Source organism: Bradyrhizobium sp. Leaf396, assembly GCF_001424605.1.
Lineage (GTDB): Bacteria > Pseudomonadota > Alphaproteobacteria > Rhizobiales > Xanthobacteraceae > Bradyrhizobium > Bradyrhizobium japonicum_C.
In genome coordinates this window covers 426,295-440,141 of record NZ_LMQJ01000001.1, presented here as the reverse complement: position 1 = coordinate 440,141, position 13,847 = coordinate 426,295, and the positions used below count along the sequence as shown (strand labels likewise).

Below are 13,847 nucleotides of genomic sequence, written 5' to 3'. Positions count from 1 at the left end.
TCAAGCCGGCTGATCCTCACCGCCTTCGAACAACTGGATCGGAGCGCCCGGCATGATGGTCGAGATCGCATGCTTGTAGACGAGCTGCGAGTGACCGTCGCGCCGAAGCAGCAAGCAGAAATTGTCGAACCAGGTCACGATGCCCTGGAGCTTCACTCCGTTGACCAGAAAGATCGTCAGTGGCGTCTTGGTTTTGCGAACGTGATTAAGGAAGGTGTCCTGTAGGTTTTGTGCGCGGTCTGCCGCCATTGTTTTTTTCTCGCTTTGAGTTTCTTTTTATTGCGCCGGTTGCTGCCCTCTTGTGACGTCGGGGCCTCTCCCGGTGCCGCTCCCTCATGAGATCCCCCTCGGAAGGAACAGCGTTTCGATTAGAGGACAGGTCGGGATATTAGGCAAGCTGCTTCACGCGGCAGGCCACCCCTATTGTCCCGGAAAACTACGGAAATCGACGGTTCTCCTCGCTCATCCCTGACGCGCGGCAGCAGGGTCGCGCGCTAGGCCATTGTTTTACCGCGCCTTCTTCGACGGGGACCGGCCTCCACTCCGGCGGGAATAACGCCTAGCCCACACCGAGGGCCTTCAATTTCCGGTGGAGCGCCGACCGTTCCATGCCAACGAACTCAGCCGTACGAGAAATATTTCCTGAGAAACGGCTGATCTGGGCGATCAGATAGTCGCGCTCGAACACTTCGCGGGCCTCGCGCAGCGGCAAGCCCATGATGTGCTCGCCGTTGTTGCTGGTCGGCATTGCCGGCACCATGGAGCCGACATCCTGCGGCAACATGTCGGCCGTGATGATCACCTCAGGTCCGCCAGCCGCCAAAATCATGACTCTCTCGACGTTGTTGCGGAGCTGACGCACGTTGCCGGGCCAGACATGGGATTGCAGCACCGCCATCGCATCCTGCCCAATCTGACGCTTGGGCAGGCCGCTGCCGGCGGAGATCTGCTCCATGAAGTAGTCGATCAGTTCCGGAATGTCCTCGCGTCGCTCCGACAGCGCGGGCACGCGGATCGGCACCACCGAGAGCCGGTGGTAGAGATCTTCGCGGAAACGGCCGGCCGAGATCTCCTCTTCGAGATTGCGCGCGGTCGAGGAGATGATGCGCACATCGACCTGCACCTTGGCGGTGCCGCCGACGCGCTGGAATGATTGCTCGACCAGCACGCGCAGGATCTTGTTCTGGGTCTCGCGCGGCATGTCTGCGATTTCGTCGATGAACAACGTGCCGCCATGGGCTTCCTCGAGCGCGCCCGGCTTGCGCGGCTGCTCGCCGTTGGACTGCTCGATGCCGAACAGCTCGTGCTCCATCCGCTCTGGCGTGATTGCGGCGGCGTTGATGACGACGAAAGGACCGTCGGCGCGACCCGAGGCCGCATGCAGCGTACGCGCCGTCAATTCCTTGCCGGCGCCGGCAGGGCCGACGATCAGGATGCGGCTGTTCGCCTTGGCCGCGCGCTCGATGGTCTGGCGCAGCTGGTTCATGCTCGGCGAACGGCCGACGAGCTGGCTGGCGCTCGGTGCGAGCTGCTTGAGCTCCTTGACCTCGCGCTTGAGCCGGGAGTTTTCCAGCGCTCTGGTCGCGACCAGGATCAGCCGATCGGCCTTGAACGGCTTCTCGATGAAGTCGTAAGCGCCGCGCTTGATCGCGGCAACCGCGGTCTCGATGTTGCCATGCCCGGAGATCATCACGACGGGCAGATCGGCGTTGTCCTTCTTGACCTGCTCCAGGAGCTGCAGGCCGTCGAGCTTGGAGCCCTGCAGCCATATGTCGAGGAACACCAGATGCGGCCGACGATTGGCGATCTCGGCCAGCGCCGTGTCGCTGTCGCGCGCGGTCCTCGTGACGAACCCCTCGTCTTCGAGAATGCCCGCAACGAGATCCCGAATATCGGCCTCATCATCGACAATCAGAATTTCACTTGCCATGGATCGCGCCTGTCTTGTCAGCTGCCTGTTGAGGCTTCGATTTTGGTTGAATCATTGGTCTTTTCAGCCGGCTCTTTGGTTCCGGCGGCCGGCTCTTTTGTTTCCAAATCCCTGTTGGACTCCTTGATGAATTCCGCGGCCGTCTCCTTGCCTTCCGGCTTGGTTGCTTGCCCGGCGGGCGCCGCTGGCTCGGATCCCCCGGATTTTGCCGGTTGCCCGGAGACCGCAAAGCGCATCCGCATCCAGGCGCCGCGCTGCCCTTCGCGGAAGTCGGAGGCGTCCTTCAGTTCGATGCGCCCGCCATGGTCTTCCAGCACGCGACCGACGATCGCAAGGCCAAGGCCGGTGCCTTTGGCGCGCGTCGTGACATACGGCTCGAGCAGGCGCGAACGCGCGACCTTGGGCAGGCCTATGCCATTGTCGATCACGTCGATCAGCACGTCGTCGCCCTCTCGTGACACCACGACGTCGATGCGGCCTTTGCCGAGTTCCTCCGCTGGGACCTGCTCAATCGCCTCGGTGGCGTTCTTGACGATGTTGGTCACCGCCTGGGAGATCAGCCGCCGGTCAAACTGGGCACGGAGCGGATCCTGCTTGAACTCGGCCTCGATATCGATCTCGGGATGAGCGACCTTCATCAGGAATACCGCCTGACGCACGGTGTCGGCGACGTCCTCGCCTTCCATGACGGGTTTCGGCATCCGCGCGAAGCGCGAGAACTCGTCGACCATACGCCTGATGTCATCGACCTGGCGCACGATGGTGTCGGTGCACTGGTCGAAGATCTGCTTGTCCTTGTCCTCGGTGATCGTCTTGCCGAACTTGCGGCGGATGCGTTCGGCCGAGAGCTGGATCGGCGTCAACGGATTCTTGATCTCGTGAGCGATGCGGCGGGCCACGTCACCCCAGGCTGATGTGCGTTGGGCCGAGACCAATTCGGTAATGTCATCGAGGGTGATGATGTAGCTGTCATGCGGCTGATTTTTCTCGGCACTCACGCGGACGGAGAGATTACGTTCCTGCCCGTCGCGGTTGATGGTGATCTGGCCCTGGACCAGCCGCTGGGTCCCTTCCCGCGCCGTCTTCATCATGTCGTCGAGTTCGGGCAGCACGTCGGAGAGCGGGTGGCCCAGCGTCTCCGCTTCGGAGTGCCCGATCAACTTCTCGGCGGAGCGGTTGAGAATGCCGACGCTGCCAGATGCATCGACGCCGATGATGCCTGCGCTCGCCGAGGACAGAACGGCTTCGATGAAGCGGCGGCGACTGTCGATGAGGTCGCTCGCATTGACGAGCTCGTCGCGCTGGCTGCGCAATTCCTGCGTCATCTTGTTGAAAGTCTCACCCAGCTGGGCGAGATCGCCTTCCGATTGGTGCACGGACACCTGGACATGAAGGTCACCGGTCGAAACCGTCTGCGCCGCGTTCATCAGCCGCCGGATCGGCGAGACCAGCGAATTGGCGAAGTTGAGGCCGATCAGCACCGAGGCCATCAGAATGGTCAGCGCGATCACCGCGAACATCAGCGCGAACGCGACCTGAATGCCGAGCCGGCGCGACTCGATCTGAGCGTATTCGGCGACGCTGACCTCCGTCTGCTTGAGCTGATTCACGACGTTCGGATCAAGGGGGCGGGCGACGTAGAGGAACGTGTCGTTGAAAGCGCGCAGGCGGATCACCGCGGCGACGAAGCTCGCATCTGGGAGCACCGCGATTTCGGGCTCGCTCTCGTTGACATTGCTGAGAAAGTCCGGCGCCGGCGGCGAATAGGCGAGCCGCATGCCGGTGTCGGCCGACTCCAGGATGTTGGTGTTCTTGTCGATGATCATCGCGCCCGGCAAATTGCGCGAGCTGGCGCTGGCCGTCAGCATCTCGCGAAAGGAGCGGCGATCCTGGTCATAGAGCGGCCGGGCGTGCGCAATGTCGTTGGCCATGCCGAGAATGTCGCCTCGGATCAGCTGCGCGTGGTCTTGCATATAGGCGCGCGCAATCGTCAGCGAGTTCTGGATCACCTCCTTGGTCGGACCGGAGAACAACCGGTCGAGGCCGCGCGAGATGGTGACGTTGGCGACGATGGCGACGAGCACCGCGGGCAGCACCGCCACGATCGAGAACAGGCTGACGATCTGGACATGCAGGCGCGCCGCCGCCCTGCCCCTTCTTCGCGCCAGGATCAATTGCCAGAGTTCGCGGATGATGATGCCGACCAGCAGCAGGATCGTGGCTGCATTGATGAGGTAGAACGTGCGGACAACCTCCGGCGTCGGCTCGATCCTGGTGAGGCCGGTGAGAACCAGGAAAGTCAGGAAGGCCGACAGCAGCGCCAGCGCCACCGCAACCGGCGCCAGCCAGCGCCGCACCGACCAGCGCCGGGGCTCTTCCGCTGGGGTCGTGTCAAAGTGTGCGGCCGAGGTGTCTGCGCTGGTCATTCCGGCAATGGTGGGTGCTGAAAACGGGTCCGCGATGGGCGGATACTGATGTATTCGTACCACATTGTTGCTGAATTGCGACAATTCCGCGGCGCTGCGCGCGCGGCGGAGCGGCGCAATCCACAGGCACATCTTGCCCGTCAGGGTGGAACGGATTCCGACCATCCCGGCTTGATCCGGCATGGATAGGATCTTTCTCGCAACGATGGTGTCGGCCGTTCTGCTGCTGATCGTGGCCGCCGACCTTATGGTCAATGGCCTCGGCCGTCAGCAGGCGGAGGTGGATGTCGCCAGCATGATGCCGGCGTCAGTGGAAGGCCTGTCAAATCGATGCGACGTCACACGTTGCGGCCAATCGGCCAGCTTGGACGCGCGAGCGGAACATTTCGGTCCGCTCCGGACTTCTGCTCACCGCGTCAGCCACAACGGCCAGCGCGATCCGGACAGGCTCAGCTCTGCCTTTGTAGGGGGAGCTGAGCCACCTTCCGCTCCGAGAGACTAGCCCCCGCTCCGATAGACTTGGATATCGAGGTCCCGGATCTTCTTCCGGAGCGTATTGCGGTTGAGACCGAGCAGGTCCGCCGCGCGGATTTGATTGCCGCGGGTGGCAGCGAGAGCGGCCGTGAGCAGCGGAACCTCGATCTCCTTGAGGATGCGGTGGTAAAGGCCGGGCGGCGGCACGCCATTTGGAAATCCCTGGAAGTGTGAGGACAAATACGCCTCCACCGCACCGCCGAGGTTGTCGACGCCCTGCTGAACCGCGGCGCCGGGGCTGACCGAAGGCGGCGCGAGCTCGCCGTCGATGACAGAGGCCGTGATCACGTCCTGCGGATAGAGCGCGGCGAGGCGCCGGGCGAGATTTTCGAGCTCGCGGACGTTGCCCGGCCAGCGGTGCTGTTTCATCCGCTCCAGCGCCAGCGTGTCGAGCTTCTTCGGCGGCAGGCCGTCCTTCTCGGCCAGCGCGAAGAAGTGCCGCACGAGATCGGGCAGGTCCTCGATGCGCTCGCGCAAGGGCGGCAGCCGCAGCGGGACGACGTTGAGGCGGAAGAATAGATCCTCGCGGAACAGGCCCTGCTGTATCAGCACGCGTAGGTCCTTGTTGGAGGCTGCGACGATGCGCACGTCGGTCTTGATCGGGGTGCGGCCGCCGACAGTGGTGTACTCGCCCTGCTGCAGCACCCGCAGCAGGCGGGTCTGCGCCTCCATCGGCATGTCGCCGATTTCGTCAAGGAACAGCGTGCCCCCCTCGGCCTGCTCGAAGCGGCCGGAGGCGCGGGTGTTGGCACCGGTGAAGGCTCCACGCTCGTGGCCGAACAATTCGGACTCGATGAGGTCGCGCGGGATTGCGGCCATATTGACCGCGACGAACGGACCGTTGCGGCGCTTGCCGTAATCGTGCAGTGCCCGCGCCACCAGCTCCTTGCCGGTACCGGACTCGCCCGTGATCATCACGGTGAGGTCGGTCTGCATCAGCCGCGCGAGCACGCGGTAGATTTCCTGCATGGCCGGCGAGCGGCCGACCAGCGGGATCGCCTCCATCTCGGCGTCCTCGTCCGGCGTCGAGGTCCGCTCCTTCGGCTCGGCGAGCGCGCGGCCGACGATGGCGATCAGCTCCTTCAGGTCGAAGGGTTTCGGCAGATATTCATAGGCCCCGCGCTCGGAGGCGCGGATCGCGGTCATGAACGTGTTCTGCGCGCTCATGACGATGACGGGCAGATTCGGCCGCATCTTCTTGATCCGCGGCAACAGGTCGAAGGCGTTTTCGTCGGGCATCACGACGTCGGTGATGACGAGATCGCCCTCCCCTTGGCTGACCCAGCGCCACAGCGTTGCGGCATTGCCGGTCAGCCGCACTTCGTAACCGGCGCGGGACAGTGCCTGATTGAGAACGGTGCGGATGGCGGTATCGTCATCGGCTACGAGAATGCTACCTGCGGGCATCGTTGATCCTCATTTTGCCCCCTGTGACGCAGGCGACGACGTCCCGGCAGAGTCGGCGCGACTGCTTTGATCGGCATGTTTCACCGATGTGGAATACATCGGCATCAGCACGCGGAAGGTGGTCTTGCGCGGCTGAGATTCGCATTCGATGATGCCCCCGTGATCGCCGACGATCTTGGCGACCAATGCAAGGCCCAGACCGGAGCCGGTCTGCTTGGTGGTCACGAAGGGATCGAACAGGTTGGGCAGAAGATCGTCCGGCACGCCCGGCCCGTTGTCCTTCACGCAGAATTCCAGCGGCAGGGATACCCTGGATTTCTGACCGGGCACCGACAGCCGCACGCCGGGGCGGAACGCTGTTGTGAGCTGGATCTCGGCGTCCGGTACGTCGATCAGGGCTTCGGCGGCGTTCTTCACGAGGTTGAGGAACACCTGGATGAGCTGGTCCTGGTTCGCCAGCACCGGCGGCAGCGAGGGATCGTAGTCCTCGACGAAGCGGATGTTGCGGGCAAAGCCCGACTGCGCCAGCCGCTTCACGTGATCGAGCACCGAATGGATGTTGACGGGGCCGCGCACCACGGGACGCTCGTCTCCGAATACCTCCATGCGGTCGACCAGCGTCACGATGCGATCGGCCTCGTCGCAGATCAGCCGCGTCAGCATGCGGTCCTCGGACGAGGCCTGCTGCTCCAGGAGCTGCGCCGCGCCGCGGATGCCTGAGAGCGGGTTTTTGATCTCGTGTGCCAGCATCGCGGCGAGCGCGATCACCGAGCGCGCGGCGCTGCGATGGGTAAGCTGGCGGTCCATCTTGTCGGCGATGGTGCGCTCCTGCAGCATCACCACGATGTGGCCGGGCCGCTCCGTCAGCGGGGCGACATGCAGATCGACCTGACGGTCGCCGCCCATCCGCGGCGTGCCCAGGTCCACCTTGTATTCGTTGACCGGCGAATTCGACGAACGCACCTGGTCGATCAAAGCCAGCAGCGGGCTGCCGAACGGCACCAGTTCCTTCAGCGACTGCCGTTTCAGGAACTGGGTCGAGATCTCGAAGAAGGCTTCGGTCGCGATATTGGCAGCGACAATCTTGCCGTCCGGCCCGATCATCAGAACGGGATTGGGAAGTGCATCGAGGATCGCGTCGCTGTCGGACGGCCGACGATGTTCAGCGGCTAAGCTCATGCAGCAGCCCTCCATGCGAAATCGTCGAAGGCGTCTTGCAGCGATTGGTGGACGAGGCGCGGATCCTCCGAGACCAGGATCTTCTGGCGCCAGGATTTCAGCTTCTCAGCGGGGGCACGGCTCGCCTGCGCGGCGACATCAAGCGCCCAGCCCAGGTGCTTACGGGCATGCCTGAGACCGATGCGCAAACCGTAGAGCGCGCAAACGCCGTCATAGAGCGTGCGGACGTACTGCAGCTGCGCTTCGAGTGAGGGCATGGCCTCCTCAGGCCCGCCGTTGAGACGGCGACCGATCTGACCGGGCAGCCAGGGCTGGCCCTGCGCGCCGCGGCCGATCATGACGGCGTCGGCGCCGGAGGCCTCCAAGGCTGCGAGCGCCTTCTCGTAGGTGGTGATGTCGCCATTGACGACGAGCGGAATGGAGATGGCCTCGCGCACGGCGCGGATCGCATCCCAATCGGCCTCGCCCTTGTAGAACTGGCAACGGGTGCGGCCATGGACAGTGACGAGCTTGACGCCTGATGCCTCCGCGCGCCGCGCTAGTTCCGGCGCATTGCGCGTGCGGTCGTCCCAGCCAAGCCGCATCTTCAGCGTCACCGGCACCTTCACCGCCGCGATGGTTGCGTCGATCAGGCTGACCGCATGGTCGAGATCGCGCATCAACGCCGAGCCCGACTGCCCGCCGGTGACGTGGCGGGCCGGGCAGCCCATGTTGATGTCGATGATGTCGGCGCCTTCGGATTCGGCTATCCGGGCACCTTCGGCCATCCAATGCCGTTCGCAGCCGGCGAGCTGAACCACGTGCGGACCGATTCCCGTGGCTTCGCAGCGCAACCGCGACATCCGGTGGCCGCTGGCGAGCTCATCGCTCGCGGTCATCTCGGAGACGACGAGACCGGCCCCAAGCTCGGCGGCCAGCCGGCGGACGGGCGAGTCCGTCACACCTGACATCGGCGCCAGGAAGACCGGGGTGGCGACATCAATATCGCCTATTTTCAACGGCTTAGAGCCGAATACTGCCGGGCCGGTCACAGGGGTCTCGTTGACTAGGCAGGGCCTCATCGCGCCTGCCATGATCTATCTTGCGCACAATTCTTGTGCAGTCAAGCGTCATGCCTACAGTTTAGACAGTTCTGCAAATCTTTCAAGTGCAGTGCAGCAAAATGCTGTTTCCCACAATCCGGGGAAACCCCCTTTTTTTGCGGGCCTGCCGTGCTAGAGGCATGCCGGCAATAAATCCTGCCCTTCATCAGCAACTGAGTACTTCAGTCCTATGGCGAAATCACAACGCACCGCGGTCGTCCTGGTGGCTGCCGGACGCGGCCTGCGCGCTGGCGCCGGCGGACCGAAGCAGTATCGGACGATCGGCGGTGTGCCCGTTATCTATCGCGCCATGGAGGCGTTCAGCCGCCATCCGGACGTATCAGCGGTGCAGCCCGTCGTTAATCCCGACGACAGCGCCATGTTCACGGCTGCGGTCGCAGGGCTGATGCACGAGCCGCCGACCATGGGTGGGGCCACGCGGCAGGCCTCGGTGCTCGCCGGCCTGGAGGCGCTCGCCAGGCACGAGCCCGACATCGTCCTGATTCACGACGCTGCGCGTCCTTTCGTTTCGGCAGGCGTGATCTCCCGCGCGATCGAGGCGGCGAGCCGCACCGGCGCCGCGATCCCCGTTGTTCCCGTCACCGACACGATCAAGCTCACCGGCGAGAACGGCGAAGTCGAGGACACACCGGACCGGGCGCGCCTCAGGATCGCGCAGACGCCGCAATCCTTTCGTTTCGACGTCATCCTTGAGGCGCATCGTCGCGCGGCAAAGGACGGGCGCAGCGATTTCACCGACGATGCGGCGATTGCCGAATGGGCGGGATTGACGGTCGCAACCTTTGAAGGCGATGTTGCCAACATGAAGCTCACCACCCCCGAGGATTTCGTGCGCGAGGAAGCGCGCTTGGCCGCCCAGCTCGGCGATATCAGGACCGGCACCGGCTATGACGTGCACGCCTTCGGTGAAGGCGACCATGTCATGATTTGTGGCGTGCGGGTGCCGCACACCAAAGGTTTCCTGGCCCATTCCGACGGCGATGTCGGCCTGCATGCGCTGGTGGATGCGATCCTCGGCGCACTCGCCGACGGCGATATCGGCTCGCATTTCCCGCCGAGCGATGCGAAGTGGAAGGGCGCCTCTTCCGATCAGTTCCTGAAATACGCCATCGAGCGCGTCGCCCAGCGCGGCGGCCGCGTCGCCAACCTCGAGGTGACGCTGATCTGCGAGCGGCCCAAGATCGGCCCCTTGCGCGACGCCATGCGCGCCCGCATCGCCGAGATATCAGGCGTGGACATCTCCCGCATCGCGGTGAAGGCAACGACAAGCGAGCGGCTCGGCTTTACCGGCCGCGAGGAAGGCATCGCGGCCACCGCGAGCGCCACCATCCGCCTTCCCTGGAGCGTGTAAGATCATGGGCGGCAGCGACCCACGCGCCCTCTCCCGCTCGCTGCTCGATCTTTGCCGGATGCGCAAGCTGACGATCGCGACTGCCGAATCCTGCACCGGCGGTCTGGTCGCGGCCGCTCTGACCGACATCCCGGGCTCCTCCGACGTGATCGACCGAGGCTTTGTCACCTATTCCAATGACGCCAAGCGCGTCATGCTCGGGGTCGAGCCAAGCACGCTGACGAATTTCGGCGCAGTCAGCAAGGAGACCGCAACCGCTATGGCGATCGGCGCACTGGAGCGCGCCGATGTCGATCTCGCGGTCGCCATCACCGGCATTGCGGGCCCCGGCGGCGCCACGCCCGGTAAACCGGTCGGTCTCGTGCACTTTGCCGCCGCCGCACGCGACGGCCGTATCATCCACCGCGAGCATCGTTTCGGCGCGATTGGCCGCAGCGCGGTGCGCGCCCGCTCGGTGGTCGAGGCGCTGCGCATGCTGATGGATCTCGCCCGCGGGCCGCAAGTCGCAGCCAAGCCGCAGCGTGCCGCCGCCAGCCGCCTGCGCCCGCGCGTGACACGCTCGCCGCGCCGGCATGCAGTGAAGCGCAGGTCGCCGCGTTCGCCGCGGAGCTGAACGACTGCGCCTTCCAAGCCTCTACGCCGCTGCGAGCAGCGCGCTGGCGTGATCGAGCACGCACTGCCTGACCGCGTTCGCCTCCGAGGGCTTTGCCTTCGCACTCACAGTCAGCTCCAGGATCGGCGACGCCGGATTGGCAACATCGACGACTCTGGAGATGTTGACCGAAGGCGCAGCCTGATCGTCCATTCGGGAATCGCTGCGAAGCTCATTCAGGATGCGATCAGCGAGAGCCGAAGCGGCGCTCGCCGGTACCGGAAACGTCACCTTGATCTCGCCTGTGCCCGGATAGGTGCTGTGGTTGATGATGGCCGCGCCCCAAACCTGTCCGTTGGGCAGCAGGATCTGCGTGTTGTCGGGCGCGACCAGCTCGGTCATGAACAGCGACAGAGATCTCACCTTGCCTGCCTTGCCGGCAACCTCGACATCGTCGCCGATGTGAAAGGGCCGGAACAACAATAGCATCACGCCGGCGGCGATATTGGAGAGCGTGCCCTGCAACGCCAGACCAATGGCGAGCGATGTCGCGCCCAATACGGCGACAAGGCTCGCGGTCTGGATGCCGAAGAGCTGCAGCACGGCAATGCCGACGACGGCGAGGACGCCGTAGCGCGCCAAGCTGCCCACGAACAACGTCACCAGCGGATCGACGCGGTGCGCGACGCTCAGGACGCGAGCAACGAAACGGTGCATCGCGCCGGACAGATACCAGCCGACCGCCAACAGCAGGATCGCATAGATCGCGTTCAAGCCGTACAGGATGAGCGATGCTTTCAGCGTATCGAAATTGATGGTCATGGTGACTCCAACCCGAGACAATCCGGAGAGAACTCGTGGCACCGCGAAATGATCCCGGCGGATGTTGATAGGGAACGTAGGCTCGTAACGTGTCGGAGCGTCGCGCAATCAGGAATCGCTCACGCAGAGTCGGCGGGCCTGATTTGCTTTGCACTGCATCCAGGCTACGCACTCATGTGCGCCGGGGCCCAATAGCGAAGGCGGTGGATTGCATGGGTTTCTCCACCGTCATTTCGAGCACAACAAAGCAATCCGAATCCTTCCGCGGAGAGATCTGGATTGCTTCGTCGCAAGAGATCCTCGCAATGACGGTGGAAAGATCGGTGCCTGCGGCAGCTACGTCGACGCGAGCTTCGGCCGCCCGTAGATCGCGTCCGCCCGTTTCTCGAACGCTGTGGAGAAGCGCGCGAAGGCGGCATCGAACATCGAGCCCATCAGCATCGCGAGCATGCGGCTCCTGAACTCGTAGGACAGGAAGAAACCAACATCGCAGACGCCCTCGCCTTTGGGCTCGAACGTCCAGCGGTTTTCGAGGTTGCTGAAGGGTCCTTGCAGGTATTCGACGAGGATCTTCAGGTTGGCGCGATCTAGCGTCACCCGGCTGGTGAAGGACTCCTTGATCAGCTTGAACGACACCGTCATGTCGGCCACCAGCACCTCGGTGCCATCGGGCTTGGCCATGCGCTGACGAACTTTCAGCGCGCTGCACAGCGGCACGAATTCCGGGTAGCGCTCGACGTCGGCGACCAGATCGAACATCTCGGGTGCGCTGTGATTGACACGGCGCTTGCTCGAAAAACGGGGCATATCGGTTCAGCGGGCGTTAGCGGCCCGCGCGGCCTTCAGTCGGGCAAAGTCCTCGCCGGCATGATGCGAAGAGCGGGTCAGCGGGCTCGCCGACACCATCAGAAAGCCCTTGGTGTAGGCGACCTTCTCATAAGAACTGAATTCGTCCGGCGGCACGTAGCGCATCACGGCGTGATGCTTGCGCGTCGGCTGGAGATATTGCCCAATGGTCAGGAAGTCGACGTCCGCCGACCGCAGGTCGTCCATCACCTGGAGCACCTCGTGGCGCTCCTCGCCGAGGCCGACCATGATGCCGGACTTGGTGAAGATGGTGGGATCGAGCTCCTTGACCCGCTGCAGCAGCCGGATCGAGTGGAAATAGCGCGCGCCTGGCCGCACGGTGAGATAGCGCGACGGCACGGTCTCGAGATTGTGGTTGAACACGTCGGGCTTCGCCGCAACGACAACCTCGAGCGCGCTATCCTTGCGCAGGAAATCCGGCGTGAGGATCTCGATCGTGGTCGAGGGACAGGCGACCCGGATCGCGCGGATGGTCTGCGCGAAATGCTCGGCACCGCCGTCGGCGAGGTCATCGCGATCGACCGAGGTGATGACGACATGGGCGAGGCCCAGCTTGGCGGTCGCCTCGGCAACGTTCTGCGGCTCGGCCGCATCCAACGCATTCGGCAGGCCGGTCTTGACGTTGCAGAAGGCACAGGCGCGGGTGCAGGTGTCACCCATGATCATGAAGGTCGCGTGCTTCTTGTCCCAGCACTCGCCGATGTTCGGACAGCCGGCCTCCTCGCAAACCGTGTGCAGGCCGTTGGACCGCACGATGTTCCGGGTGTCGGCGTAGCCGCGGGTGCTCGGCGCACGCACGCGAATCCAGTCCGGCTTCGGCGGCGAAGCGGAATCGGGCCGGTTCACCTTTTCAGGGTGGCGCGGGCGCAACGGGTTCGAGATGGTATCGACAATAACGACCATGGGGTGTCCGGTCTGTTCAGACCCTACCTAGTCGGTCTGGCCAGGCATCGCAACCCGCCTCGCCCCGCTTCAGGGAACATGGCAGATATGGGCAATATCCTGCTCTGTTCTCAGGCGATTCTCACCTCGAATGGCTCCAATCTCGAAGATCTCATCCCCGCCTCTTGGCAAGCGGCTGAAGCGGGCCTTTTTCAGCCGCAGCGTTCACGAGGTCGCTCCTGACCTGATCGGTGCGACCATGCTGGTCGACGGCGTCGGCGGCATCATCGTCGAGGTCGAGGCGTATCATCACACCGATCCGGCTGCGCACTCCTATCGCGGGCCGACTCCGCGGAACCAGGTCATGTTCGGCCCGCCGGGCTTTGCCTATGTCTATCGCTCCTACGGCATCCACTGGTGCGTGAACTTCGTCTGCGAGGAGGAAGGCTCGGCCAGCGCCGTACTGATCCGCGCGATTGAGCCGACGCATGGCCTGGCTGCGATGCGCCGCCGGCGGCACCTGCAGGACTTGCATGCGCTATGCTCGGGCCCAGGCAAGCTGACCGAGGCGCTCGGCATCACTATCGCGCACAACGCCCTGCCGCTGGACCGCCCGCCGATCGCGCTGCATGCGCGGACGGAGGATGTGGAGGTCGCAACCGGGATTCGGATCGGCATCACCAAGGCGGTCGAACTTCCCTGGCGCTATGGCATCAAGGGCTCGAAGTTCTTGAGCAAGCCATTTCCGAAATAG

General features: G+C 64.1%; 12 protein-coding genes. 3 read left to right on the top strand and 9 right to left on the bottom strand.

The window, feature by feature from the left end; all coding sequences use genetic code 11:
• The 6 genes from hfq to dusB form a co-directional block, all read right to left on the bottom strand.
• On the bottom strand, positions 1-249 hold the full coding sequence (gene hfq / locus ASG57_RS02140; RefSeq protein WP_007591126.1) for an RNA chaperone Hfq: 249 nt from the start codon (positions 247-249) through the stop codon (positions 1-3).
• A gap of 310 nt (positions 250-559) precedes the next feature.
• A complete protein-coding gene (gene ntrX, locus ASG57_RS02135; protein WP_024341777.1) occupies positions 560-1,930 on the bottom strand; it encodes a nitrogen assimilation response regulator NtrX in 1,371 nt (456 codons plus the stop codon).
• 17 nt (positions 1,931-1,947) lie between these two features.
• Positions 1,948-4,356, bottom strand: coding sequence for a sensor histidine kinase NtrY-like (locus tag ASG57_RS02130; RefSeq protein ID WP_024341776.1), 2,409 nt, complete (start codon positions 4,354-4,356; stop codon positions 1,948-1,950).
• Positions 4,357-4,854: 498 nt separating this feature from the next.
• Positions 4,855-6,297, bottom strand: coding sequence for a nitrogen regulation protein NR(I) (ntrC, locus tag ASG57_RS02120; protein WP_024341775.1), 1,443 nt, complete (start codon positions 6,295-6,297; stop codon positions 4,855-4,857).
• A 9-nt stretch (positions 6,298-6,306) separates the two neighbouring features.
• Positions 6,307-7,476, bottom strand: coding sequence for a two-component system sensor histidine kinase NtrB (locus tag ASG57_RS02115; RefSeq protein WP_024341774.1), 1,170 nt, complete (start codon positions 7,474-7,476; stop codon positions 6,307-6,309).
• A complete protein-coding gene (dusB, locus tag ASG57_RS02110; RefSeq protein ID WP_196232363.1) occupies positions 7,473-8,474 on the bottom strand; it encodes a tRNA dihydrouridine synthase DusB in 1,002 nt (333 codons plus the stop codon). Before dusB ends, ASG57_RS02115 begins: the two co-directional genes overlap by 4 nt.
• Before the next feature lie 274 nt (positions 8,475-8,748).
• Here dusB and ASG57_RS02105 point away from each other — a divergent pair, with 274 nt between their 5' ends.
• Entirely contained in the window at positions 8,749-9,930 is a 1,182-nt protein-coding gene (locus ASG57_RS02105; protein WP_024341772.1) for a bifunctional 2-C-methyl-D-erythritol 4-phosphate cytidylyltransferase/2-C-methyl-D-erythritol 2,4-cyclodiphosphate synthase, read from the top strand.
• A 4-nt stretch (positions 9,931-9,934) separates the two neighbouring features.
• On the top strand, positions 9,935-10,543 hold the full coding sequence (locus tag ASG57_RS02100) for a CinA family protein (protein ID WP_024341771.1): 609 nt from the start codon (positions 9,935-9,937) through the stop codon (positions 10,541-10,543).
• Positions 10,544-10,564: 21 nt separating this feature from the next.
• On the opposite strand, the gene ASG57_RS02095 is transcribed toward ASG57_RS02100, so the two are convergent.
• From ASG57_RS02095 to lipA, 3 genes are all read right to left on the bottom strand, one after another.
• Positions 10,565-11,344 (bottom strand): mechanosensitive ion channel family protein, encoded by a 780-nt coding sequence (locus ASG57_RS02095; RefSeq protein ID WP_024341770.1) that lies wholly within the window; start codon positions 11,342-11,344, stop codon positions 10,565-10,567.
• 336 nt (positions 11,345-11,680) lie between these two features.
• Positions 11,681-12,151, bottom strand: a complete 471-nt coding sequence (locus tag ASG57_RS02090) for a type II toxin-antitoxin system RatA family toxin (RefSeq protein ID WP_024341769.1) — start codon at positions 12,149-12,151, stop codon at positions 11,681-11,683.
• Between the two features lie 6 nt (positions 12,152-12,157).
• The gene (gene lipA / locus ASG57_RS02085; protein WP_024341768.1) at positions 12,158-13,114 is read right to left on the bottom strand and encodes a lipoyl synthase; all 957 of its coding nucleotides are present in this window, start codon (positions 13,112-13,114) and stop codon (positions 12,158-12,160) included.
• Positions 13,115-13,244: 130 nt separating this feature from the next.
• On the opposite strand from lipA, the gene ASG57_RS02080 reads away from it, so the two are divergent.
• The gene (locus ASG57_RS02080) at positions 13,245-13,847 is read left to right on the top strand and encodes a DNA-3-methyladenine glycosylase (protein WP_024341767.1); all 603 of its coding nucleotides are present in this window, start codon (positions 13,245-13,247) and stop codon (positions 13,845-13,847) included.